Source organism: Promicromonospora thailandica (assembly GCF_024171955.1).
Lineage (GTDB): Bacteria > Actinomycetota > Actinomycetes > Actinomycetales > Cellulomonadaceae > Promicromonospora > Promicromonospora thailandica.
Genome location: NZ_JAMTCS010000014.1, coordinates 130591 through 155018 on the forward strand (window position 1 = coordinate 130591; position 24428 = coordinate 155018).

Annotated in this window: 24 protein-coding genes and 1 pseudogene; 20 read left to right on the top strand and 5 right to left on the bottom strand. The window is 73.6% G+C overall.

Annotation, left to right across the window (positions count from 1 at the left end; all coding sequences use genetic code 11):
• The first annotated feature begins 270 nt into the window (after positions 1–270).
• Entirely contained in the window at positions 271–1509 is a 1239-nt protein-coding gene (locus tag APR03_RS21170) for an MFS transporter (protein WP_253839033.1), read from the top strand.
• A gap of 36 nt (positions 1510–1545) precedes the next feature.
• Here the strand turns inward: APR03_RS21170 and APR03_RS21175 are convergent, their stop codons facing one another.
• The gene (locus APR03_RS21175) at positions 1546–3477 is read right to left on the bottom strand and encodes an RICIN domain-containing protein (protein ID WP_253839035.1); all 1932 of its coding nucleotides are present in this window, start codon (positions 3475–3477) and stop codon (positions 1546–1548) included.
• Between the two features lie 88 nt (positions 3478–3565).
• Here APR03_RS21175 and APR03_RS21180 point away from each other — a divergent pair, with 88 nt between their 5' ends.
• Entirely contained in the window at positions 3566–4183 is a 618-nt protein-coding gene (locus APR03_RS21180; protein WP_253839037.1) for a TetR family transcriptional regulator, read from the top strand.
• Positions 4184–4192: 9 nt separating this feature from the next.
• On the opposite strand, the gene APR03_RS21185 is transcribed toward APR03_RS21180, so the two are convergent.
• Entirely contained in the window at positions 4193–5074 is an 882-nt protein-coding gene (locus APR03_RS21185) for an LLM class F420-dependent oxidoreductase (RefSeq protein WP_253839038.1), read from the bottom strand.
• 210 nt (positions 5075–5284) lie between these two features.
• Here APR03_RS21185 and APR03_RS21190 point away from each other — a divergent pair, with 210 nt between their 5' ends.
• The 16 genes from APR03_RS21190 (at position 5285) to APR03_RS21265 (ending at position 19731) form a co-directional block, all read left to right on the top strand.
• Complete coding sequence (locus APR03_RS21190; protein WP_253839039.1) at positions 5285–6277, top strand: ABC transporter substrate-binding protein; 993 nt, start codon at positions 5285–5287, stop codon at positions 6275–6277.
• A 192-nt stretch (positions 6278–6469) separates the two neighbouring features.
• Positions 6470–7441: an ABC transporter substrate-binding protein gene (locus APR03_RS21195; RefSeq protein ID WP_253839040.1), complete on the top strand. Its 972-nt coding sequence runs from the start codon at positions 6470–6472 to the stop codon at positions 7439–7441.
• The gene (locus tag APR03_RS21200) at positions 7438–8238 is read left to right on the top strand and encodes an ABC transporter permease (RefSeq protein WP_253839041.1); all 801 of its coding nucleotides are present in this window, start codon (positions 7438–7440) and stop codon (positions 8236–8238) included. The genes APR03_RS21195 and APR03_RS21200 overlap by 4 nt, the downstream gene beginning before the upstream one ends.
• Positions 8235–9038, top strand: coding sequence for an ABC transporter permease (locus tag APR03_RS21205; RefSeq protein WP_253839042.1), 804 nt, complete (start codon positions 8235–8237; stop codon positions 9036–9038). Before APR03_RS21200 ends, APR03_RS21205 begins: the two co-directional genes overlap by 4 nt.
• Before the next feature lies 1 nt (position 9039).
• Positions 9040–9927: an ABC transporter ATP-binding protein gene (locus tag APR03_RS21210; protein WP_253839043.1), complete on the top strand. Its 888-nt coding sequence runs from the start codon at positions 9040–9042 to the stop codon at positions 9925–9927.
• A gap of 27 nt (positions 9928–9954) precedes the next feature.
• Entirely contained in the window at positions 9955–10752 is a 798-nt protein-coding gene (locus tag APR03_RS21215) for an IclR family transcriptional regulator domain-containing protein (protein WP_253839044.1), read from the top strand.
• Positions 10752–12005, top strand: coding sequence for a thiolase family protein (locus tag APR03_RS21220; protein ID WP_253839046.1), 1254 nt, complete (start codon positions 10752–10754; stop codon positions 12003–12005). Before APR03_RS21215 ends, APR03_RS21220 begins: the two co-directional genes overlap by 1 nt.
• Positions 12002–12703 (top strand): 3-oxoacid CoA-transferase subunit A, encoded by a 702-nt coding sequence (locus tag APR03_RS21225; protein WP_253839048.1) that lies wholly within the window; start codon positions 12002–12004, stop codon positions 12701–12703. Before APR03_RS21220 ends, APR03_RS21225 begins: the two co-directional genes overlap by 4 nt.
• Positions 12700–13374 (top strand): 3-oxoacid CoA-transferase subunit B, encoded by a 675-nt coding sequence (locus APR03_RS21230; RefSeq protein WP_253839050.1) that lies wholly within the window; start codon positions 12700–12702, stop codon positions 13372–13374. Before APR03_RS21225 ends, APR03_RS21230 begins: the two co-directional genes overlap by 4 nt.
• Positions 13371–14618, top strand: a complete 1248-nt coding sequence (locus tag APR03_RS21235; RefSeq protein WP_253839052.1) for a 4-hydroxybenzoate 3-monooxygenase — start codon at positions 13371–13373, stop codon at positions 14616–14618. Before APR03_RS21230 ends, APR03_RS21235 begins: the two co-directional genes overlap by 4 nt.
• The gene (gene pcaH / locus APR03_RS21240; protein ID WP_253839054.1) at positions 14615–15427 is read left to right on the top strand and encodes a protocatechuate 3,4-dioxygenase subunit beta; all 813 of its coding nucleotides are present in this window, start codon (positions 14615–14617) and stop codon (positions 15425–15427) included. Before APR03_RS21235 ends, pcaH begins: the two co-directional genes overlap by 4 nt.
• Positions 15420–16019: a protocatechuate 3,4-dioxygenase subunit alpha gene (gene pcaG, locus APR03_RS21245; protein ID WP_253839055.1), complete on the top strand. Its 600-nt coding sequence runs from the start codon at positions 15420–15422 to the stop codon at positions 16017–16019. Before pcaH ends, pcaG begins: the two co-directional genes overlap by 8 nt.
• Entirely contained in the window at positions 16012–17301 is a 1290-nt protein-coding gene (locus APR03_RS21250; RefSeq protein WP_253839056.1) for a lyase family protein, read from the top strand. Before pcaG ends, APR03_RS21250 begins: the two co-directional genes overlap by 8 nt.
• The gene (locus APR03_RS21255; RefSeq protein ID WP_253839057.1) at positions 17298–18116 is read left to right on the top strand and encodes an alpha/beta fold hydrolase; all 819 of its coding nucleotides are present in this window, start codon (positions 17298–17300) and stop codon (positions 18114–18116) included. Before APR03_RS21250 ends, APR03_RS21255 begins: the two co-directional genes overlap by 4 nt.
• Positions 18113–18496: a 4-carboxymuconolactone decarboxylase gene (gene pcaC, locus APR03_RS21260; protein ID WP_253839058.1), complete on the top strand. Its 384-nt coding sequence runs from the start codon at positions 18113–18115 to the stop codon at positions 18494–18496. Before APR03_RS21255 ends, pcaC begins: the two co-directional genes overlap by 4 nt.
• Positions 18497–18534: 38 nt before the next feature.
• The gene (locus tag APR03_RS21265) at positions 18535–19731 is read left to right on the top strand and encodes an MFS transporter (RefSeq protein WP_253839059.1); all 1197 of its coding nucleotides are present in this window, start codon (positions 18535–18537) and stop codon (positions 19729–19731) included.
• Positions 19732–19830: 99 nt separating this feature from the next.
• Here APR03_RS21265 and APR03_RS21270 read toward each other — a convergent pair whose 3' ends face one another.
• The 3 genes and pseudogenes from APR03_RS21270 to APR03_RS21285 all read right to left on the bottom strand — a co-directional run bounded on the left by APR03_RS21270 (position 19831) and on the right by APR03_RS21285 (position 21875).
• Positions 19831–20232, bottom strand: a complete 402-nt coding sequence (locus APR03_RS21270; RefSeq protein ID WP_253839060.1) for a hypothetical protein — start codon at positions 20230–20232, stop codon at positions 19831–19833.
• Between the two features lie 183 nt (positions 20233–20415).
• A pseudogene (locus tag APR03_RS21275) lies at positions 20416–20937 on the bottom strand (cation efflux transmembrane domain-containing protein); the annotation flags it as partial.
• A gap of 341 nt (positions 20938–21278) precedes the next feature.
• Positions 21279–21875, bottom strand: a complete 597-nt coding sequence (locus APR03_RS21285) for a helix-turn-helix domain-containing protein (RefSeq protein WP_253839062.1) — start codon at positions 21873–21875, stop codon at positions 21279–21281.
• A gap of 93 nt (positions 21876–21968) precedes the next feature.
• Here APR03_RS21285 and APR03_RS21290 point away from each other — a divergent pair, with 93 nt between their 5' ends.
• Together APR03_RS21290 and APR03_RS21295 are read left to right on the top strand one after the other, a co-directional pair.
• Entirely contained in the window at positions 21969–23582 is a 1614-nt protein-coding gene (locus tag APR03_RS21290; protein ID WP_253839063.1) for an MFS transporter, read from the top strand.
• Entirely contained in the window at positions 23579–24406 is an 828-nt protein-coding gene (locus tag APR03_RS21295) for a DUF1684 domain-containing protein (protein ID WP_253839065.1), read from the top strand. Before APR03_RS21290 ends, APR03_RS21295 begins: the two co-directional genes overlap by 4 nt.
• The last annotated feature ends 22 nt before the right edge of the window (positions 24407–24428 follow it).

Here is a 24428-nt window from a genome sequence, read left to right on the forward strand (position 1 = left end):
GGGCGCCCCGTTCAGCGGGCCCGTCTTCTCTGTGAGACCTCCGGGAGAAACGTTGCTCGCGCGGAGATGTTGCTCTCGGTAGACACGGTCTACTCTCCGCAACGTCTCCGCGCGAGCAACGTTCTCCGGAGACCCGAGCCGGTGGTCCGTGCCCGGTGGTCCGTGCCCGGTGGTCCGTGCCCGGTGGCCGGCGTTCGGGGACCAACGGTGTGGGCACGCTCACAGCCGGTCGCCTTGTCACGCGGGTGACGGCCTGCGGAGGATGTGCCCATGCCGCCTTCACGTCCCGGGGACACCGCCGCCGTCGTCCCCGCGGGGCGTCGGACCTGGTGGCCGGTCGCCGCGGCCATGCTCGCGGTGGCCTGGGGTGGCAACGAGTTCACGCCGCTGCTGGTCATGTACCGCGAGCAGGGCGACATGGGTCCGGTCACGGTCGACGCGCTGCTGGCCGTGTACGTGCTCGGCCTGGTGCCGGCGCTGCTGCTCGGCGGGCCGCTGTCCGACCGGTTCGGCCGCCGCCCGCTGCTGCTGCCCGCCGCGCCCGTCTCGGCGCTCGGGTCGCTCGTGCTCGCGCTGGACCCGTCCAGCCCGGTCGTGCTCTCGATCGGGCGGCTGCTGTGCGGGGTCGCGCTCGGGCTGGCGATGGCGGTCGGCTCCACGTGGGTCACGGAGCTCAGCGCCGCCACGGGCGACCGCGCGGCCGGGCCGCGCCGCGGCTCCCTCTCGCTGACGACCGGCTTCCTCGCCGGAGCAGGCGTGGCGGCCATGCTGGCGCAGTTCGCACCCTGGCCCACGCTGCTGTCGTACGTGCTGCACGCGGCCGGGACGCTCGTCGCCGGCGTGATCCTGCTCCGGGTGCCGGAGACCCGCCCCGCCCTGCCGCGCGACGCGCGGGCGCCCCTGGCCGACGACCTGCGCATCACCGCCGTGCGGCACCCCCGGTTCCTGCGGGTCGTGGTGCCCCTGGCCCCCTGGGTGTTCGGCTGCGGGGGCTGCGCCTTCGCGGTGCTGCCGAGCCTGCTGTCCGACCACGTCGGAGGCCTGCCCATCGCCTTCGCCGGGATGATGGCGATCCTCGCGCTCGGCTGCGGCATCGGCATCCAGGTGGTGGCCCGGCGGATCGACACGCCGGCGTCGGCGCGGGCGTCCATGGTGGCGCTGGTGATCGTCGCGGCGGGCATGGCGCTCGCCGCGTGGGCGTCCGGCACGCTCTCGCTGCCCGTCGGGATCGCGGCCGCCGTCGTGCTCGGTCTGGGCTACGGCCTCTCGCTCGTGGCCGGGCTGAGCGAGGTCGCGCGGATCGCCGCGCCGCGCCAGCTCGCCGGCCTGACGGCGGTGTTCTACTCGCTGACGTACGTCGGCTTCTTCGTGCCGATGGTGCTCGCCTGGCTCGCCGACACCTGGACGTACCTGGAGATGTTCGGCTTCGGCACGGTCGCCGTGCTGCTGTGCCTCACGGTCGTCGCGCTCTCGTCGCGCACCGCGGGACCGGCCGGCCTCCGGCGGTAGCGCGGGAGCCGGTGCACACCGGCCCCCGCGCGGTCGTCAGCCCACGCGCGAGAGGCGGAACGTCTGGGCCGGGGCCCCGGTGCAGGGCTGCTGCGTGAACCGGCTCCCGTCGGCGCCGGTGGGCGGGCCCAGCGTCAGGCAGGAGCCGCTGTGCCGGGCGGTGAAGGTGAAGCCGGCGGGCGTCGCCGTCGGGCGCCACTGCTGGTTGGTGCCGCCCACGAACGACCACAGGTGCACCGGTGCGCCCGCCCCGACCGCACCGGGGCCGCCCGCGACGTCCCAGACCGTGCCCGCGTGCTGGTTGGCCACCTGGTACCAGCCGTCCGTGGTGGGCGTGAAGCGCCAGCGCTGGTTGGCCTGGTCGGGGGCGCCGCACGTCCACTGCTGCAGCGCGGTGCCGTCACCGGTGCCCCAGTCGGCCGCGTCGAGGCACCGGCCGCTCGCGGCCGAGGCCACCTGGTACCACGAACCCGGGTCCGGCAGCGCGGGCGTCGTCGACGACTGCGGGTCCCACGTGTAGGTCGCCACGGTGCGGCCCGGCAGCGTGTGCGTGAGCGAGCGGCCCTCGTCCGTGATCGAGAAGGTGCGGCTGCCCGACGAGGCGTTGACGACGAACGCGACGCGGGTGCCGTCCGGGTTCTGCAGCACCACGTTCTGCAGGCCGCCGGACTGCTCGCTCGTGGAGCCGATGCGGCGCGCGCCGGCGTCGACGAACCTGGTCAGGTGCCCCAGCACGTAGAACTCGGCGTTCCGGGTCACGGTGCCGCCCGCGATCTCGACCACGCCGTTGCACCGGGTGCCGCAGTGGCCCTGGTGCGGGCCGCCGTTCCGGTCGAGCGCGAGGTTCCAGGTGAGGACCGTCTCGCCGCCGTTGCGCAGGTTGCGCACCACGAGGTTCTCCGCGTGCCAGACCAGGGTGTCCCCGAAGGTGCTCGCGGCGTTCTCGCTGTCGGTGCCGGAGCACTCGGTGAAGTACACGCGCTTGCCCGCGGCCACGACCTGGGCCTGCGCCTCGGGCGAGCCGCCATAGCAGTGGAACGCGGCGCCGACGACGCGGGAGATGCCCTGGGTCCCGGCGAACACCTCCAGCGGGTAGTCCGGCCGGTCCCAGTTGTGGTCGTAGGCCAGGATCTGCGTGCCGAGGCCCGCGCTGGTCAGGCGCGCGTCGAGCACGCGCAGCAGCTCGGCCTGCTCGGCCGCCGTCATGCTCATGGACGGGTAGCTGGTGGGGAACAGCGGCTCGTTCTGCACGGTGAGGTCGCTGAGGGTGACGCCCTGCTGGGCGTACGCCTGGATGGCGCGCACCAGGTAGTCGGCGTAGTCGTCGTAGCTGTCGGTGCGCAGGCTGCCGCCGTTCAGGGAGCCGCCGGTCTTCATCCACGCGGGCGGGGACCACGGGCTGCCCATGAACCGGATGCCCGGGTTGATCGCCAGCGCCTGGCGCAGCACCGGCAGGATCTGCTGCTGGTCGCGGGCGATGCTGAACTGCCCCCGAGTGTCCTCGTAGGTGTAGAACCCGCCGGAGTTGAAGTCGGTGCTGCCCAGCGGCTGGCGCAGGTAGCTCAGGCCGATGCCGTCACCGCCGCGGGAGAAGAGCGAGCGCATCAGGGCGTCGCGGGTGCCGGCGGGCAGGCCGCTGATCAGTGCGGCGGACGCCTCGGTGACCGACGCGCCCGCACCGGTGAACCGCTGGGACACCTGGCTCGCGTCCACGCGGATGTCGGTGGCCTGCGGGCCGGTGTCGAAGGCGAGGGTGCCGCCGTCGGCGAGCCGGCGGCTGCCGTCGGCGGTGGTGGTCCAGACATGGGCGCTGGTCGGGGCGGCGGCCGGGCTGGGCGCGCCGGCTACCGGGGCAGCGGTGCCGGTGGTGGCGCTGACAGTGACGGTGACGGCGACGGCGGCGGTGACGGCCAGGACGCCGAGCGCGGCGAGCGCCGTCCGGACGGACCTTCGGGTGGTGCGCGTCATTGCGACTCCCTCGGTGGGCGGGTTTCGCGCGATCCTACCCCTACCTACCGAGTGCTCGGTAGGTAGGCGGGTCCGTAGACTCGCTCGGATGACACGAGAAGCCGGGGCGGCCAGGGTGCGGCGTCCTCCCGCCGAGCGCCGGGCGGAGATCCTGCGCATCGCGATGGAGACGTTCGCGGAGCGCGGGTACCAGAGTGCGTCGCTGGCCGAGATCGCGGCGCGCGTGGGTCTCACGCAGGCGGGGGTGCTGCACTACTTCTCGTCGAAGGCGAGCCTGCTCACGGGTGTGCTGGACCTGCGCGACTCGACGGACATCGACGAGCTCGGGCACGAGCGTCCCCGGGGGCTGGCGTTCCTGCGGCACCTGGTCGAGACCACGCGCCGGAACACCGAGCGCGAGGGCATCGTGCGGCTCTACACCGTGCTCGCCGCGGAGAGCGTGACGGCCGAGCACCCGGCCCAGGCCTACTTCCGGGACCGGTACCGGGGCCTGCTCGCGCTCGTGGTCGAGGCGCTCGAGGAGGCGCGGGCGCGGGACGAGGTCGCGGACGACGTCGACCCGCCGACGGCGGCGCGGGTGATCGTGGCGACGATGGACGGGCTCCAGCTCCAGTGGCTGCTGGAGCCCGGCTCGGTCGACATGGCGCGGGCGACCGAGGTGGTGATCGTCCGGCTGATCGGCCGCGACCTGCCGTCGTCCGGGTAGTCGGTCGGGTCAGATGTCGGCGAGGCGGGGGCGCACGGTCTCGACCAGCTGTGTCGCCCACGGGACCGGGTCCTGGTAGAGCGGCGGCGTCAGGCCGACGAGCGTGATGCCCAGGCCGCGGAACTTCTCCATGTCGGTGAGGAAGGCGTCCGGGTCGGCGACGGCGTCGCCCTGGTAGAGCATCGTCTTCTCGATGGCGTCGTAGTCCGTGCCGAGGCGGTCGCAGTGCTCGCGGAGCACGTCGAGCTTGTGCCCGACGAAGTCCAGGCCCTCCTGGCCCGGTGACCCGAACAGGTTGCACGCCTGGGCGTACTGGGCCACCAGGCGCAGGGTCTTGCGCTCGCCGCCACCGCCGATCATGACGGGCACGCTGCCGCGGGGCGGCTGGGGCAGGTTGATCGTCTCGGCGAGCTGGTAGTGCGTGCCCTCGTAGGGGCCGTCGTCGTCCGACCACATCTGGCGGCAGATCTGCAGCGTCTCCTCGAGCCGCTCGAACCGCTCGGCCGTGGGCGGGAAGGGGACGCCCAGCCCGGCGTGCTCCCGGTCGTACCAGGCCGCGCCGATGCCGAGCATGGCCCGCCCGCGGGACAGCACGTCGAGCGTGGAGACGGTCTTGGCCAGCAGTCCCGGACGCCGGTAGGTGACGCCGGTGACCAGCAGGCTGAGCCGCACGTTCTTCGTCACCCCGGCGAGGTAGCCGAGCGTGGTGTAGCCCTCGAGCATCGGTTCGTACGGCCCACCCGTGTGCAGCATCTGGAACCAGTGGTCCATGAGGCTCATGAGGTTCACGCCGCCCTGGTCGGCGATCTGCGCGGTCTCGGTGAGCCGGTCGGCCAGCGTCGTCTCCCACTCGGGGTGGGTGAACGTGAAGTAGTGCAGTCCTAGGTCCATGCCTCCGACGTTATGCCCGGAGGGCTCGCCGAGCCAGGGCTCGCGGATCCCTGGACAGGCCGCGGTTCTCACCCCCGAGGCGTGCACATTTGACCCGATTTTGACCGTTGTGGTGTTGACCACCCCGGCGGCGCCCGGCAGCGTTCTCTGTCGGCACGTCCCCGGCGTGCCGCACCCCCCAGGCAAGCGCAAGTTCGAAGGAGAACCCCAGTGCGTCGAAAGATCCCGCTCATCGCGACGGCCGTGGCAGCGGTCCTGGCCCTGGCCTCGTGCGCCACCGAGTCCGGTGCCGCGCCCGAGAGCTCGTCGTCCGCCACCGGCCCCCTCCAGGCGGTGACCGTGGGCGTCATCCCGATCGTCGACGTGGCCCCGATCTACCTCGGCGTGCAGGAGGGCATCTTCGAGCGGCAAGGCCTCGACGTCACGCTCCAGCTCGCCGACGGCGGCGCCGCGATCGTGCCCGCCGTGGCGAAGGGGGAGTACCAGTTCGGGTTCAGCAACGTGACGTCCCTGCTGCTGGCGTCCTCCAAGGGCGAGACGCTCAAGGCGGTGGCACCGGGCAACTTCTCGACCGGCAAGGACGGCGGGGACTTCAGCGCGGTCGTCGCCGCGGGCGCGTCCGACATCAAGACGGCGGCCGACCTCGGCGGCCGGACCGTCGCCGTGAACTCGCTGAACAACATCGGCGACACCACGGTGCGGAACGTGGTCGACGAGTCCGGTGGTGACCCGTCCGCCGTCGAGTTCGTGGAGATGCCGTTCCCGGAGATGCTGCCCGCCCTCGCCGCCGGCGAGATCGACGCGGCCTGGGTGGTGGAGCCGTTCCTGACCACCGCCGTGCAGCAGGGCGCGAAGATCATCAGCTCCAACTTCGCGCAGACCGACCACGACCTGCTGGTCGCGGCCTACTTCACCTCGGACCAGACCATCCAGCAGAGCCCGGAGACGGTTGCCGCGTTCACGGAGGCGATCAAGGAGGCGCTCACCTACGCGCAGGACCACCCGGACGAGACGCGCGCCGTGCTCGACACCTACACCGAGATCGACCCGGTCGTGAAGTCCGTCATGGTGATGCCCCGCTTCGCCGCGGACATCGAGCCCACCTACCTCCAGGTGCTCGCCGACCTCGGCCTGAAGTACGGCCTGTTCGACAAGCCGGTCGACGTGAACAAGCTCCTCGTGCAGGAGGCGCCCGCGCCCTGAGCTGGCGGTGCGGCAGCGCCGTGACCAGGCACTTCGTGCCGTGGTGACCGGATCGTGACCCGGCGGGGTGTTGACCCCGCCGGGCGATCCTGGGAGTGTTCTCACCGAGCACAGATGTTCGGACTGCGTACACCGCCTGCGCGGTGACGCGCCGGATCCCCCCGCAATCACCATGTCTCGAAGGAGAGCCCAGTGCGTCGCTCGTTCCCCCTCGCGGTGGTGGCCTCGGCCGCAGCCCTCGTCCTGGCCGCCTGCGGCGGCACCTCCGACGCCGGAGGGGAGCAGGGCGCGGACGACGGCGGGCTCACCCCCGTCACGGTCGGCGTCATCCCCATCGTCGACGTCGCCCCCATCTACCTCGGCGTCCAGGAGGGGTTCTTCGAGGACCAGGGCCTCGACGTCACGCTCGAGCTCGCCCAGGGCGGCGCGGCCATCGTGCCCGCCGTCGTCAGCGGCGACTACCAGTTCGGCTTCAGCAACGTCACCTCCCTGCTCGTCGCGTCCTCGCAGGGCCTGCCGCTCAAGGCCGTCGCCGCCGGCAACTTCACCACCGGTGAGCCCGGAGAGGACTTCGGCGCCGTCGTCGTCCCCGAGGGCTCCGACATCAAGGACGCCGCCGACCTGGCCGGCAAGACCGTCGCCGTCAACACCCTCAACAACATCGGCGACACCACGGTCCGCAACGTCGTCGACGACGCGGGCGGCGCGGGCGACGACGTCGAGTTCGTCGAGATGGGCTTCCCCGACATGCCCGCCGCCGTCGCGGGCGAGCAGGTCGACGCCGCCTGGGTGGTCGAGCCCCACCTGACCACCGCCCTGGAGCAGGGCGCCACGGTCGTGGCCTCCAACTTCGCGGAGACCGACCCCGACCTGATGATCGCCGCGTACTTCACCTCCGACCAGCAGATCGCCGAGAACCCCGAGACGGTCGAGGCGTTCACCGCCGCGATGGAGGAGTCCCTCACCTACGCGCAGGAGCACCCGGACGAGACGCGCGCCGTCCTGGACACCTACACCGAGATCGACCCCGCGGTGAAGGAGGCCATGGTGATGCCCCGCTTCTCCGCCGAGCTCACCGACGCCTCGTTCCAGCTCCTGGCCGACCTCGGTGAGGAGCACGGCATGTTCGACGAGCCCGTCGACGTGAGCAAGCTCCTGCCGTGACCCGCACGCACCGGCTCGCCGGTCGCCGCACCCCCGCCTGGGCCCTCGGCCTGGCGGGGGTGGTGGTGTTCCTCCTGGTCCTCGAGCTCGCGCCCCGCCTCGGGCTCGTGGACGCGCGGTTCCTGCCGCCGGCCTCGCGCATCCTGGCGGCGCTCGCGGAACGGCTGCGCACGCCCGAGCTCTGGACGGCGCTCGGCCAGACCCTGACCACGTGGGGCACGGGCCTGGCGATCTCGCTGGTCGCGGGCGTGGTGCTCGGCGTCGTCATCGGGTCGGTGTCGGTGCTGCGCGCCGTGACGGCGTCGACCATCGAGTTCCTGCGGCCGGTGCCGTCCGTCGCCCTGATCCCCGTGGCCGTGCTGCTGTACAGCACGGGGATGGCCGGCACGCTGCTCCTGGTCGTGTACGCCAGCTTCTGGCAGGTGCTGGTCCAGGTGCTCTCGGGCGTGCAGGACGTCGACCCCGTCGCCTCCGACACGGCCCGGTCCTACCGCTTCTCCCCGCTCACCCGGATCCGCACGGTCGTGTGGCCCACGACCCTGCCGTACGCGATGACGGGCCTGCGGCTGGCCGCGAGCGTCGCCCTGATCCTCACCGTCACCGGCGAGCTGCTGATCGGCACGCCCGGCATCGGCAAGCTGCTCGGCATCGCGCAGTCCTCCGGCGCGGTCGAGTCGATGTACGCCTACGTGGTGGTCACCGGCCTGCTCGGCGTCGCGGTCAACCTGCTGGCCCGGGCCCTGGAGGGCCGGGTGCTGTTCTGGCACCCGTCGGTGCGCGGGGAGGTGGCGGCATGACCGGCGTGCTCCGGGTGCTGCGGTCGGTGCTCCTGACCCTCGGCCTGCCCGCCGTGATCCTGCTGGCCTGGTGGTTCACGAGCGCCGGCAGCACCACGTTCTACAACCCGCCGCTGAGCGCCATCCTCGGCACGTTCCGCGAGACCTGGTTCTCGGCGCCGCTGGGCGAGAGCCGGCTGGCCGTCGACGTCGTCCCCTCGGTGCTGCGACTCCTGGCCGGGTACGGGATCGCGCTCGTGGCCGGCATCGCCCTCGGCGTCGCGATCGGCTCCTCGCGCGCCCTGCGCGCCTTCGCCGAACCCGTCCTGGAGTTCTTCCGCGCGATCCCGCCGCCGGTGCTCGTGCCCGTCCTCATGCTGTTCCTCGGCATCGGGGACACGATGAAGATCGTGGTCATCGCGATCGGCTGCCTGTGGCCCGTGCTGCTCAACACCGTCGAGGGCGTGCGCGGCCTCGACCCCGTGCTGCGCGACACCGCCCGGGCCTACCGGCTGGGCCTCGTGGCCACCCTGCGCCACCTCGTGCTGCGCGGCGCCAGCCCGCAGATCGTGACGGGCGCCCGGCAGGCGCTGTCCATCGGCATCATCCTCATGGTCATCAGCGAGATGTTCGCGGCCAAGGACGGCCTCGGCTTCTCGATCGTGCAGTTCCAGCGCGGCTTCGCGATCCCGGAGATGTGGAGCGGGGTCATCCTGCTCGGCGTCGTCGGCGTGCTGCTGTCCCTCGTCTTCCGGGCCGTGTCGCACGCGGTCCTGCGCTGGTACCTCGGGTACCGGCAGTCCCAGCACGGAGGTGCCTGACATGTCCAGCCCCGCGAACGTGGCCGACCGCCCCGTCGACGACCACCCGGGCGGCGCCCGCCTCGAGGTCCGCAACCTGCGCAAGGTCTACACCGGGCGCGGCGAGCCGGTCGAGGCCGTCGCCGACCTCACGTTCGAGGTGCGGCCCGGCGAGCTCGTGTGCGTCGTCGGCCCCTCGGGCGCCGGCAAGACCACCCTGCTGCGCTGCCTGGCCGGGCTCCTGCCCGCGACGTCGGGGGACGTGTCGCTCGGCGGCGCCCCGATCACCGGGCCACCGCCGGGCATGGCCGTGGTGCTGCAGGAGTACGGGCGCTCGCTGTTCCCCTGGATGAGCGTGGCGCAGAACGTGGAGCTGCCGCTCAAGGAGAAGCGCGTGCCGAAGGCCCGCCGCGCCGAGCTGGTGGACGAGACGCTCGCGGCGGTCGGCCTGGCCGACGTCGCCGGGTCCTACCCGTGGCAGCTCTCGGGCGGCATGCAGCAGCGCGTGGCCATCGCACGCGCCGTGGCCTACGAGCCGCAGGTGCTGCTCATGGACGAGCCGTTCGCCGCGGTGGACGCGCAGACCCGGTTCGAGCTCGAGGACCTGGTGCGCACGCTGTGGAAGCGGCTGGGCATCACCGTGGTGTTCGTGACGCACGACATCGACGAGGCGATCTACCTCGGCGAACGCGTGCTGGTGCTGTCCGCGCGGCCCACGGTCGTGCTGGAGGACGTCGCGGTGGGCCTGGGCGCCGACCGCGACCAGCTCGAGACGCGCGGCGACGCGGAGTTCGCGCGCCTGCGCACCCACGTCTACGAGCTCGTCCAGCAGGCCAAGCAGGGCGTACGTAGCCTGGCCGACGCGCACCTGACGCACCCGGCGGACACGCCGCCGCGGGCCGGGGCGTGAACCGTGGGCCGAGCCGAGGGGGACGAGATGGCCGAGGACAGCGAGGAGAGCACCCGCTCGCCGGAGTTCGTGCAGTCGCTGGAGCGCGGGCTGGCGGTGATCCGGGCGTTCGACCAGGACCACCGGTCGCTCACGCTGAGCGACGTCGCGCGTGAGGCGGGGCTGAGCCGCGCCTCGGCGCGCCGGTTCCTGCACACGCTCGTGGAGCTCGGGTACGTGGCGACCGACGGGCGCGAGTTCACGCTGCGGCCGGCGATCCTCGACCTGGGGTACGCGTACCTGTCGAGCCTCACGCTGCCCGAGATCGCGCTGCCGCACCTGCAGGAGCTGTCCCAGCGGGTGGGGGAGTCGTCGTCGGTGGCGGTGCTCGACGGCGCGGACATCGTCTACGTGGCCCGCGTCGCCACGCACCGCATCATGAACGCCGCGATCCAGGTGGGCACCCGGTTCCCCGCGTACGCGACGTCGATGGGACGGGCCGTGCTCGCGCACGCCGAACCCGCGGCCGTGGACGCCTACCTCGCCTCGACGGACCTGGTGCCGCTGACGCCGCGCACCGTCGTCGAGCCCGCGCGGCTGCGCGCCGTGCTCGCCGAGGTGCGCGAGCAGGGCTGGGCGCTGGTGGACCAGGAGCTGGAGGAGGGGCTGCGCTCGGTGTCGGCCCCGCTGCGGGACGCCTCCGGGCGGGTGGTGGCGGCCGTCAACGTGTCGGCGCCGGTCCGGCGCGGCGAGATCGCCGAGATCCTGGAGCACCTGCTGCCCCCGCTGCTCGAGGCCGCCGCGGCCATCGAGTCCGACGTGGCCCGGATGAGAGGAACGATCTGATGGCTGAGCAGACATCGAGGCAGGCATCGCACGCCTTCGTGCTCGACGCGGTCCGGACGCCGTTCGGCCGGTACGGCGGGGCGCTGGCGCACGTGCGGCCGGACGACCTCGCGGCGTTCGTGGTGGGCGAGCAGGTGCGGCGCGCACCGGCCCTGGACCCCGCCGTCGTCGACGACGTGATCCTGGGCAACGCGAACGGGGCCGGTGAGGACAACCGGGACGTGGCCCGCATGGCCGTGCTGCTCTCGGGCCTGCCGATCGGCGTGCCCGGCGTGAGCGTGAACCGGCTGTGCGGCTCGTCGCTGGAGGCGGCCGTGCAGGCCGCGCGCGCGATCGAGTCCGGGGACGCCGACGTCGTGGTCGCCGGCGGCGTGGAGTCCATGAGCCGGGCGCCGTGGGTGCTGCCCAAGACCGAGAAGCCGTTCCCGGCGGGCGACCTGAACCTGTCCTCGACCACCCTGGGCTGGCGCATGGTCAACCCGCGGATGCGCGAGGAGTGGACCGTCTCGCTGGGCGAGGCGACCGAGCGGCTGCGGGAGCGGCACGGCGTCACGCGCGAGCGGCAGGACGAGTACGCGCTGCGCAGCCACACGCTGGCGCACGCCGCGTGGGAGGCCGGGCACTACGACGACCTGGTGACGCCGTACCGCGCAGCAGCGGGCGCCGAGCCCCCGCTGCTGCGTGACGAGCCGATCCGGCCCGGCACCTCCCTGGAGCGGCTCGCGGCGCTGAAGCCGTCGTTCCGGCCCGCGGGCGACGGCCCGGGCGGCGGCACCGTCACGGCGGGCAGCTCGTCGCCCCTGACCGACGGCGCCTCGGCGGCGCTGATCGGCTCCGAGCGCGCCGTCGGGCTGACGGGCCTGGAGCCGCTCGCGCGCATCGCGGGGCGGGCCACCGTGGCGAACGAGCCGCAGTACTTCGGGTACGCGCCCGTGGAGGCGGTCGAGCGGGCCCTGGAGCGCTCGGGCATCGGCTGGGCCGACGTGTCGGCCGTGGAGATCAACGAGGCCTTCGCCGCGCAGACGCTGGCCTGCACCGACGCCTGGGGCGTGGACCTCGGCCTCGTGAACGCCTGGGGCGGCGCGATCGCGCTCGGTCACCCGCTGGGCGCCTCGGGCACGCGCGTGCTGGGCACCCTGGCCCGCCGCCTCGTGGCCGAGGGCGGCCGCTGGGGCGTGGCCGCGATCTGCATCGGCGTGGGCCAGGGCATGGCCGTGGTGCTGGAGAACGTGCGCGGCGGCGGGCCGGCATGAGCCGCACCGTCCTCGCGCGGGACCCGCTCGACGCGATCGGCGACGTCGCCGACGGCGCCACCGTGATGATCGGCGGGTTCGGCCCGGCGGGTCAGCCGGTCGACCTCGTGGAGGCCCTGCTGGAGCAGGGTGCCACGGGCCTGGTGGTGGTGAGCAACAACGCCGGCAACGGCGAGGACCCGCTCGCGCGCCTGATCCGGGACGGCCGTGTGGCCAGGATGGTCTGCTCGTTCCCGCGACAGGTGGACTCCTGGCACTTCGACGCCGCCTACCGTTCGGGCGCGGTCGAGCTGGAGCTGGTGCCGCAGGGCAATCTCGCCGAGCGCATCCGCGCCGCGGGGGCCGGCATCGGCGCGTTCTACACGCCCACCGGTTACGGCACGCCGCTCGCCGAGGGCAAGGAGCACCGCCGGATCGACGGCGTGGACCACGTGCTGGAGTACCCGATCCACGCCGACCTCGCGCTGGTCCGCGCGGACCGGGCCGACGGCGCCGGCAACCTCGTGTACCGCAAGACGGCCCGCAACTTCGGGCCGGTCATGGCCGCCGCCGCGCGGCGCACCGTCGCCCAGGTGCGGGAGGTCGTGCCCACCGGGGCGCTCGACCCCGAGGCGGTGGTCACGCCCGGCATCTACGTGGACGCCGTCGTCGAGGTAGCTGCACCGCTCCCGGCGCGCACCACGGAGGCCCGCGCATGACGCACCTGCACGACGCGCGTCCCGCCGCGGCGACCGCCCCGTTGAGCAAGACGCAGATCGCCGCCCGGGTGGCCGCGGACATCGCGCCCGGGTCCTACGTCAACCTGGGCATCGGCCTGCCCACGCTGGTGGCCGACCACCTGGCCCCCGGCAGCGGGGTCACGCTGCACACCGAGAACGGCATGCTCGGCATGGGCCCCGCCCCCGACCCGGACGACGTGGACCCGGACCTGGTCAACGCGGGCAAGATCCCCGTCACCGAGCTGCCCGGGGCGTCCTACTTCCACCAGGCCGACTCGTTCGCCATGATGCGCGGCGGGCACATCGACGTCTGCGTGCTGGGCGCGTTCCAGGTCTCCGCCACCGGCGACCTCGCGAACTGGTCCACGGGCGAGCCGGGTGCCGTGCCCGCCGTCGGCGGCGCGATGGACCTCGCCGTCGGGGCCCGCCGCACGGTGGTGACCATGACCCTGCTCACCAAGGACGGCAGCCCCAAGCTCGTGGAGCGCTGCACGCTGCCGCTCACCGGCGTCGGCTGCGTCTCGCGCGTCTACACCGACCTCGCGGTGCTCGACGTCGGACCGGACGGAGCGCGCGTCGTCGAGACGTTCGGCACCACGCACGACGAGCTGGAAACCCTGCTCGGCCTGACCCTCGGAAGGACCTCGTGACCGGATCGATCGTGCCCGAGCGCACCTCCGTCGCCGTCGTGGGCGGGGGACCCGCCGGCCTGCTGCTGTCCCACCTGCTGCACACCTCCGGCATCGAGCACGTGGTGCTGGAGGCCCGCACGCGCGACGAGATCGAGCACACCCACCGCGCCGGCATCCTCGAGGCGTCGTCGGTGCAGGTGCTCGCCGACCACGGCCTGGACCGCGTGCTGCGCGAGGGCGACCGGCACGACGGCATCGTGCTGCGGTTCGACGGCGCCGACCACCGCATCGACCTCACCGGCCTGACCGGCCGCAGCGTGTGGCTCTACCCGCAGACCGCCGTCTTCACCGACCTTGCCGCACGCCGCACGGCCGACGGCGGCGACGTGCGCTGGGGCGCTACCGTCACCCGCGTGCTCGACCCGGACGGCGACCGCCCCGGGGTGCTCTGGACCGACGCCGACGGGGCGGAGCACGAGCTGCGCTGCGACGTGCTGGTGGGCGCCGACGGATCGCGCTCCACCCTGCGGCACACCCTGCCCGAGGCGCAGCGCCGCACGTTCACGCACGAGTACCCGTACGCGTGGTTCGGCGTCATCGTCGAGGCGCCGCGCAGCGCGCCCGAGCTGGTCTACACCGCCTCCGAGCACGGGTTCGCGCTGATCAGCCAGCGCACCGACACCCACCAGCGGATGTACTTCCAGTGCGACCCCGACGAGGACCCGGAGGGCTGGAGCGAGGACCGGATCTGGGCCGAGCTGCAGCGCCGCGTGGCCGGACCCGACGAGTTCCGCCTCGTCGAGGGGCCCGTGCGCGAGCGGTCCGTGCTGCGGTTCCGCTCCTCGGTGGTGGAGCCCGTGCGGCACGGCCGCATGCTGCTCGCGGGCGACGCCGCCCACACCGTGCCGCCCACGGGCGCCAAGGGGCTCAACCTGGCGCTCGCGGACGTGGTGGTGCTGCACGACGTGCTGGCCACCTGGTTCGCGACGCGGGACGACGCGGTGCTCGACGAGTACGGGCACCGCGTGGCGGAGCGGGTGTGGCGGGCGCAGCACTTCTCCGCGTGGATGAGCGCGATGCTGCACTCGCACCCGGGCGAGACGGGGTTCGCGGCCCGGCGGCGGCTGGCCGAGCTGCGCACGCTCGTGGCCTCGGAGTCGGGGCGGCGGTTCCTCGCCGAGGGGTACACCGGCTGGGGGCCGGTGCTGGGGACTGGTTCGAGCGGGACGTCGACAGCGATGTCGGGAGGGGTAGGACGATGACGGTGCAGGACACCGGCCCGGCGACCGCGCCGGACGCGGCGGCGGAGACGCAGGCGCAGCTCAGCGCCGAGATCGAGGCGGGTCACGCCGCGTACGCGGCCGGGCTGGAGCGGGGCGAGCCGCAGGAGCACGGGCCCCGCAAGAACTGGCCGCCGTACCGCAGCTCGCTGCTGCGGCACCCGACCAAGGACCTGCGCCACGCCGACCCGGAGACCATCGAGCTGTACTCGCCGGTGTTCGGCGAGCGCGACATCGGCCCGCTGGAGGCGGACCTGACCGTGCAGCGCGGCGGGGAGCCGATCGGCGAGCGGATCGTGGTGCGCGGGCGCGTGGTCGACGGCGAGGGGCGGCCCGTGCGCCGGCAGCTCGTCGAGGTGTGGCAGGCCAACGCGGCCGGCCGGTACGTGCACAAGCGCGACCAGCACCCGGCCCCGATCGACCCGAACTTCACCGGCATCGGCCGCATGCTGACCGACGACGACGGCTGGTACCGGTTCCAGACCATCAAGCCCGGCCCGTACCCGTGGAAGAACCACTTCAACGCGTGGCGCCCGGCGCACATCCACTTCTCGCTGTTCGGGCGCGAGATCACGCAGCGCATCGTCACGCAGATGTACTTCCCGGGCGACCCGCTGTTCGCGCTGGACCCGATCTACCAGTCCATCCAGGACCCGCGGGCCCGCGAGCGCCTGGTGGCGACGTACGACCACGACGTCTCCGAGCACGAGTGGGCCACCGGTTACCGGTGGGACATCGTGCTGACGGGGGCGCACCGCACCTGGACCGAGCCGGAGGACGGCGATGAGTGACGTGCTGCCCCAGCCGCTGCCCCCGACCCCCGGGCAGACCGTGGGCCCGTTCTTCGGGTTCGCGCTGCCATACGAACGCGGCAACGAGCTGGTGGAGGCGGGTACGCCGGGCGCCGTCCGACTGCACGGCACGGTGCGCGACGGTGCGGGCGACCCGGTGCCGGACGCGATGCTGGAGATCTGGCAGGCCGACCCGGCGGGCGGGGTGCCGGCGCGCAGCGGGTCGCTGCTGCGTGACGGTACGTTCACGGGCTGGGGCCGGGCCGAGACCGACCGTGAGGGCGGCTACTGGTTCCGGACGCTGACGCCGGGTGCCACCGAGGCGGGTCGTGCGCCGTTCTTCCACGTGACGCTGTTCGCGCGCGGCCTGCAGACCCGGCTGTTCACGCGGGCCTACCTGCCGGAGGGGGCCGGGCCGGCCACCGACCCGCTGCTCGCCTCGCTGGACGCGCGGGACCGGGCGACGCTGGTCACGGTGCGCGAGCCGGACGGCTCGCTGCGCTGGGACGTGCGGCTGCAGGGGGAAGGAGAGACGGTGTTCCTCACCTACGACGAGGGGGCCGGCGCGGGCAGGGACGGCGTCGGTGCGTGACGCCGGCCTGCTGTTCCCGGGTGCGGCCCGCGGCGACGGGGCCGGCGACCTGACCGACGACGGCGCGGTGCTGCGCGCGCTGCTACGGGCGGAGGTCGCGTGGGTGCGTGCGCAGGCGGCGACCGGGCTGGTGCCGGGTGTCACCGCGGACGCGGTCGCCGAGGCAGCCGGCCGACTGGCGGGCGGACCGCAGGGTGCCGACGCCCTGGCCCAGCGCGTCGCCGTGGCAGCCGCGGCGGGCGGCAACCCCGTGATCCCGCTGCTCGCCGCGCTGCGCGAGGCCGTGCCGGAGCACGCCTCGACGGTGCACGCCGGGCTGACCAGCCAGGACGTGCTCGACACGGCGCTCGTGCTGGTGCTGCGCGACGCGGCGGCGTCCGCGACCGCCGACCTCGGGCGGGCGTGTGCGGCCGCCGCGCGGCTGGCCCGCACCCACCGGGACGCCCCGGCGCTGGGCCGCACGCTCGCCCAGGCGGCCGTGCCCACCACGCTCGGCGCGCGGTTCGCGGGCTGGCTCGCGGGCCTGCACGCCGCTCGTGTCTTCCTGGCAGACGTCGGCGGCGTGCTGCCCCTCGCCTACGGCGGGGCGGCCGGCGAGCTGTCCGGCGTCGCGCGGCTCACCGACGACCCGTTCGCCCTCGTGGACGCCTGGGGCGCCGAGCTCGGCCTGCCCGTGCCGCCCGGCCCCTGGCACACGACCCGTACCCCGCTGACGCGTGCCGCGGCCGCGCTCGCCGAGACCTGCGCGGCGCTCGGGCACGTGGCGGGCGACGTGCTCCAGGGCACCCGCCCCGGCGTCGACGAGCTGCGCGAGCCCGCGGCGCCGGGCCGGGGCGCGTCGTCGGCCATGCCGCACAAGCGCAACCCCGTGCTGTCGGTGCTGCTGCGGCGGTCGGCGGTCGCGGCGCCGCACCTGGCCGCCACGGTCCAGACCGCGGCCGGGCTGGCCGCCGACGAGCGCCCCGACGGCGCCTGGCACGCCGAGTGGCCCGCGCTGCGCGACCTGGCCCGGCACGCCGTGGTCGCGGCCCGGCTGGGCGCCGAGCTCCTGGAGGGGCTCGAGGTCGACGCCGACGCCGCGGGCCGCACCCTGCGGGCCGCGCTGCCCGACGCGCACGGCGTCGGCCGGGCGCCCGCCGTCGTGGACCGCGTGCTGCGGGCGACGGGGTTCGCCGCGCCGGGGACGGCGGCGACCTACGCCGCGACCGGCACGGCGGCGACCGGCGCCGCGACCGGCACGGCGGCGCCCGGCGCCGCCGAGACCCGCACGGAGGACGCATGACCGCCGCCCCGACGCTCGGCGTCGTCCCGTTCGCCCTGACCGGCGCCGCCCGCCCGCTCCTGGTGCTGGGCCCGTCGCTCGGCACGAGCGTCACCGCGCTGTGGCAGGACGTGGTGCCGCTGCTGACCGACGTCGACGTCGTCGGCTGGGACCTGCCCGGGCACGGCACGGCACCCGAGCCGCGCCCCGCCGACCTCACGGGACTCACCGTCGCCGACCTGGCACGCGGCGTCCTCGACGTCGTCGAGCAGGTGCAGGCCGAGCGCGGCGACCCCGGCGCACCGTTCTGGTACGCGGGGGTGTCGGCGGGCGGCGCCGTCGGGCTGCACCTGCTGCTGGAGCAGCCCGAGCGGCTGCGCGGCGCGGCCCTGATCTGCACGTCCGCCCGCTTCGGCGACGCCCGGCCGTGGCTCGACCGCGCCCACCTCGTCGAGACGGCGGGCACCCCCACCCAGGTCGAGGGGTCGGCGCGGCGGTGGTTCGGGCCCGGGTTCGTCGAGCGGCGCCCCGAGACCGTGCTGCGCCTGCTCGGCAGCCTGCAGACCGCGGACCGGTTCGGGTACGGCGCCGTCTGCCGGGCGCTCGCGGAGTGGGACGCGCGCCCCCGGCTCGCGGCGACACCCGTCCCCATCGTCACGGTCGCGGGGGAGCACGACGCGCCCGCGCCGCCCGCCGCACTGGCTGAGATCGCGCGCGGCGTGGGTGCGGCGCGCAGCGAGGTGCTCGACGGCGTCGCACACCTCGCCCCCGCCGAGGCGCCCGAACGGGTGGCCGGTCTGGTGCGGGACCTGCTGACCACGGAGGTGACCCGATGAGCGAGCCCACGAACGCCGAGGACGGCCTGCGCGTGCGCCGCGAGGTGCTGGGCGACGCGCACGTGGACCGCGCGGCCGAACGCACGACGGAGTTCACCGCCGACTTCCAGGACCTCATCACCCGGTACGCGTGGGGCGAGATCTGGACCCGGCCCGGGCTGGACCGGCGCTCCCGCTCGATGATCACGCTCACGGCCCTGGTCGCAGGCGGCCACTGGGGCGAGCTCGCCATGCACGTGCGCGCCGCGCTGCGCAACGGCCTCACCGTGGACGAGCTGCGCGAGGTGCTGCTCCAGACCGCGATCTACTGCTCCGTGCCGAGCGCCAACCACGCGTTCGCCGTCGCGCAGGACGTACTGCGCGAGGAGGGACTGCTCTGAGCCGCACCGTCGCCCCGGGCGCGCTCGCGCTCGTCGGCGTGCTCCTGATCGCCGCCAACCTGCGCGCCCCCGTCACCGTCGTGGGCCCCGTGGCCGACGACGTCGCCGCCGACCTCGCCCTGACCGCCACCCAGGTCTCGCTCCTGGTGTCGCTGCCGCTGCTGTGCTTCGGCGTGTTCGCGATCGTCGCGCCGCGCCTCCTGACGCGCTGGGGCATCGAGGCCACCAGCGTGCTGGCGCTCACGGCGCTCGCGGCCGGCATCCTCGGCCGCTCCGTGCCCTGGCCGGGCGCGCTGTGGGTCGGCACCGTGCTGGTCGGCGCGGGCGTCGCGACCCTCAACGTCGCGCTGCCCGCCCTGGTCAAGCGCGACTTCCCGCACCGCGTCGGGCAGGTGACCGGCGCGTACTCGGCCACCCAGTCCGCCTTCGCCGCGGTGGCCGCCGTCGTGGCCGTGCCCCTGGCGGGGACGCAGCCGCAGGGCTGGCGTGTCGCGTTCGGGGCGTGGGTGGGGCTGACGCTCGTCGCGCTGGGGGTCATGACGTGGCGGTGGCGGGGTGCGCGCGCTCGTGCGCGCGCTGTGACCGCCGTGGTCACCCGGCGAGGCGGTCACCGGTCGCCCTGGCGCAGCGCGCTCGGCTGGCAGGTCGCGGGCTACATGGGTCTGCAGTCGACGTTCTTCTACGCCGTGGTCACGTGGTGGCCCTCGGTGGAGGCGGAGGCGGGCTTCACGCCCGCGGCCGCCGGCGCGCACCAGGGGCTGCTGCAGGTCATGGGCATCGCCGCGTCGCTGCTCGCCGGCCGGGTCATCGACCGCACGCGCGCCCACGGGCAGAGCGGCCTCGTGGTGCTGTTCTCCGGCATGTCGGCGGTCGCCGTCGTCGGCGAGCTGCTCGCACCCGGCTGGTGGACGCTCTGGATCGTGCTGCTCGGGCTGGGCACCGCGGCGTCGTTCGTCACGGCGCTGTCGTTCTCCGGCCTGCGGACCGTGAGTCCCGCGCAGGCCGCGGCGCTGTCGGGCATGGCGCAGGCGCTCGGGTACGGGCTGGCCGCGCTCGGCCCCGTGCTGCTGGGCGGCCTGCACGACGCGACGTCGAGCTGGACCGTGCCGCTGGTGGTGCTGCTGGTGCTCAAGGTGCCGGAGATCGTCGCGGGCGCCCTGGCGGGCCGCCGCCGGGTGATCGGCGGGCACCCGCCGCGCGAATCCCTTCGCGACTCCCCTCGTGATCCTCTTTGAGACCGAGGTTGCTTCGCTTTGAGAGCCCTCAAAGCGAAGCAACCTCGGTCTCGAAGAGGAGGGGGACGACGGCGGCCGTCCGCCTCGGTCGGTGCCGCGTCAGCCGCAGTTGCCCCAGCTGCCCGGGCGTCCGCCGGTCGCGACGTCACCGTTGAGCACGACCTCACCCTTGTACTTGACGCAGACGCCGGCCGCGTTGCTGATCCACGCCCCGCCCGCGTAGCTGTTGTACGAGGCCGAGGAGTCGAAGACGTTCCGGCCGTCCTGCAGCCACAGGTAGGCGCCGATACCGTCGGTCTTCGACCCGAGGAAGCTGCGGGTGATGACGCAGTTGGTGCCGCCGTTGGCCGACGAGTACCACAGCTCCACGCGGCCCACCTGGTTGCCGCCCGGCAGCCACAGTCCCGCCTGGTGGACGATCGAGCCGGAGCAGCTGGGGGAGACCCCCTGGGCGGCGACGGCGGGCGACGCGAACAGGACGGTGGAACAGATCGCGGCCATGACCGCGGCGACAGTACGAGACAAGCGCACGTGCATCCCCTTTGATCGGTGCTTCTTGGTCCGTTCTTGGTCTGTATCTGACCCAGTCCGATACGGTAGCGCCCCGACGCGCGGGGCTCGACCTCAGTGGTGGTCGTGGGCGACCTCGACCTCGCCCGTCAGGGCTGCGACCGGGTCGGCTCAGACCCAGCCCAGCAGACCGTTGAGCAGCAGCCCCACCAGCAGCGCCGCCGACAGGTAGGTGCGCACCAGGGTCTGCTCCGAGTCGGCCACGGCGCTCGCGGAGCCGAGCTCGCGGCCGGTGCGTCGTTCGAACCGGCTCAGCACCGGCATGACGAGCAGGCTCAGCGCGGCGAGCGCGATGCCCACGGAGCTGTGCTCCGGCTCAGGCAGCCCTGTCAGGGAGAGCGCGGCATCCACCATGACGTAGGCCGCCAGGCCGAGGAAGGACGCGGCGATGACGCGCAAGGCCGTCCGCTCGCGGGCCTCCGGATCGGGGGAGGCGAACTGCCAGACCACCGCGGCCGCCGACAGCACCTCCACCACCGAGTCGGGCCCGAACCCGACCAGCGCCGCCGACGACGCCGAAGCTCCCGCGGCGAGCGCCACCACCGCCTCGGCCGTGGTGTAGATGACGGTTGCGGCCACGACCCAGCGGATGCGCCGCCGCAGCACCACTACCCGGGCGGGCGCGACGGCGGTCATGCCTGCGCTCCCGGCGCGCAGCACAGGGGTACGTCGCCGCGCTCGTCCTGACAGGGGGCACCGTCGTCCGTGCGAGCACGGTGTCCAGGAGCGTACCGATGGCCCGGGTCGGGTGCGGGTCGGGCCGAGTTCGCGTGCGAGCTGCGCGGGATAGCCAGGCGCCTCGACGAGGCTCAGCAGGATCCGGGAGCGGGTGGGGTCGGCCATGGCACGGCCCAGCCGGTTCATCGCGTCGGGGCGCGAGGCATTGGTCAGCTTGTGCTGACCGTGCAGCCACGGGTGACGTGTCGCGGCGTGGTGCTCTCGGTCTGCGTGACGCCCGTCGGCACCACAGATGCCACCTAGCCTGGCGGCAGCCGCTCGGTGGTGGCGCGAATGTGCGCGCGTTCACCGTGGCGCCCGACGAGGCTGAGGTACTCGACGGGGCCTGCGGTGGTTGCGCCGAACCAGTGCGGCGTCCTGGTGTCGAACTCGACGGCTTCGCCGGCGGTGAGCCTGAGGTCGTGCTCGCCGAGCACGAGGCGGAGGGTGCCGTTGAGCACGTACGCCCAGTCGTGACCCTCGTGGGAGCGGAGCTCCGGGAGTGCATCGTCGCGGCCGGTGGGAAGGACGAACTTGTAGGCCTGGATCCCTCCGGGTCTGCGCGTGAGCGGGATGATGACCGAGCCGTCCTTGCACCCCATGGGGCGGAGGTCGATCCGAGGGTTTGCCGTCCGAGGTGCGTCGACGAGGGAGTCGAGCGTGACACCGTGGAAGCGGGCGAGGGGCAGCAGCTGCTCGAGAGTGGGACGACGCAGACCGGCCTCGAGGCGGGAGAGCGTGCTCACCGAGATGTGCGTCTCGCGGGAGAGCGCGGACAAGGTGACGTCCCGGCGCAGGCGCAGCTGCTTCAGCTTGCTGCCGACTGCGTCGAGCGTGCTGTCGTCGGTGGCGTCCATGCCTGCAGTTTTCCATTTGGCAACGATATTTGCTAGACCGGAACCGGTAGCCGAGAGTCGTAGCCGACGCTCGTCGCTACCCAGGAGGAGAACATGGTCGAGAAGCAGGGTACGGACACGGTGGACGTCGTGACCGTCGGTGGTGGAGCTGCCACCGAACCGGACGCGGCTCCTGCCGTCGTCACGGATCCCCGCAGCCGCCGCGCGATTCTGCTGACCGTCAGCATTGCGCTGATGGCGGTGGTGGCGTCCGTCTCAGGACTCAACGTCGCCCAGCCCCACCTGGCGGCGACGTTCGACGCCGCGCAGGGAACGGTGCTGTGGATCATCAACATCTACACGCTCACCCTGGCTGCACTCCTCCTCCCGCTCGGTGCGGCGGGTGACCGGTGGGGCCGCAGACCCGTCCTCGTGCTCGGGCTGGTGATCTTCGGCGTCGCCAACATCACTGCGGCCGTCGCTCCGACGGTCGAGCTCATGCTCGCCTCGCGTCTGCTTGCCGGTGCGGGAGCGGCCATGATCATGCCGGTCACGCTCTCGGTGATCACCTCGACGTTCCCCGGCGAGGCTCGATCGAGAGCCATCGGCGTCTGGACCGCCGTCGCTGGCGGCGGCGGCATCGTCGGCATGTACCTCTCCGCGCTGCTCGTCGACGTCGCGACGTGGCGCTGGCTGTTCGCCCTGCCCGTGGTGCTCACGGTCGTGGCGCTCGCCTCGTCCGTGACCGCCGTCCCGAACTCTCGCCAGCCGGCGAACGGGCGATACGACATTCTCGGTGCGGTCACCTCGGTGGTCGTCGCCGTCGGACTGACTTTCGCGCTGCACGAGGCACCCGCCCTCGGATGGGCCCATCCGGCGATCCTCGTGACCCTCGGTCTCGCTGTCGCGGCGACGGGTGCGTTCGTCGCCTGGGAACTGCACACGCCGGCCCCCCTGCTGGACGTGCGGGCCTTCCGCAGCCGTGGGCTGTCCAGCGGCTCGGTGCTGCTCCTCGTGCTCTTCGGCGTGCAGGCGGGGATCTCGTTGGTGCTCTACCCGTACTTCCAGGTCGTGCTCGGCTGGAGCGGCCTGGTCGCGACCCTGGGGCTGATGCCGCTGGCGCTGCTGATGATGGCGGCATCCGGGCTCGCTCCGAAGGCGTCCCTGCGCTTCGGGACGCGGACCACCATGGCAGCCGGCCTGGCCCTCGCGGGGACGGGCCTGGCGCTCATGGCACTGCTCGTCTCGGCCGACGGCGGGTACCTGACGGTCCTCCCCGGGCTGATCGTGCTCGGTCTGGGGACCGGGCTGGCGATGACCCCCTCCACCGAGGCGATCACGTCCGCGCTCCCGGACCGGCAGCAGGGTGTGGCGTCTGCGATCAACGACCTCACCCGCGAGCTCGGCGCAGCTCTGGGCATCGCACTCCTCGGCGGACTGCTCACCGCCGGCTACCAGTCAGCCATCGCCCCGCGGCTGGAGGGTCTACCCGGCCACCTGGCGCGCGCTGCGAACGAAGGCGTAGCCAACGCGTTCGTGGCCGGCCAGAGCGCGGGACCCTTCGCCGAGCGGCTGATGAGCGCTGCCGCGGACGCCTTCGTGACCGGGTGGCAGCAGGCCATGTGGGTCGGGGTCGCTCTCGCCGGAGCGCTCTTCGTCTTCGTACTCAGCAGGGCGCCCAGAACCGTGACGGCGCCGTCCGACAGCAGCACGGAAGGAACAGCATGACTGACATCGACCCGACGCCGATGACGGGCGCGATCGATCACGAGGCATGGCGCGCTGCCCGCTGGCTCGAGCTGAGCGGACCAGGTGGGAAGGCGTCCGTGGTCGCCAAGGCCATGGTGAGCGGCAGGGACCCGGTCACGATCCATGGTGTGCCTGGGCGCTGGGCGATCGACGCGGCAGGAGGTCTGACGGTCACGGCGGCCACAAGGGACGGCATCGTGGTCGACGGCACCGTGGCCGACGGAACCGTCGCGGTGCCGTCCGGCACGTCGTTCACCCTTCCTGGTGGCCTGACGGGGATGGTCGGCGGGGGAGCGGGATCCTACGGCGTGGTCGTCCAGGACCGCGCGGCCGTCGGGCGATCAGGCCTGGCGGGGGTCGACGCCTATGCCTACGACCCCGGCTGGGTCCTGCGCGGCGAGTATCGCGGAGCTCCCGACGGGCGCCGGGCCACTGTGGAGCGTCTGACGACGCCCCGCAGGACGGACCGTATGCCGGCACCTGCCGATCTGGCATTCACCGTCGGGGGCGTGGAGTACGTGCTCACGGTGGTCGAGGAGATCCCCGGGCAGGGCCTGGTCATCTTCACCGACGAGACCAGCGGCAACGGGACACCCGAGATCGGCCGTTGGCTGACTCTGCCGCTCGCAGCACCCGGGACGGCCGTCACGGTCGACCTCAACCGAGTGACGCTCTCGAACTATCACATCGCGCCACGCGTGTTCACGTGTCCGTTGTCCCCGGCCGGGAACCACCTGCCCTTCCGGCTCGAGGCGGGGGAGCGCGCACTCGTCTACCGCGAGCACCCGACCGCTGGGCGCTGACCGCACGACGACCACCCACCTA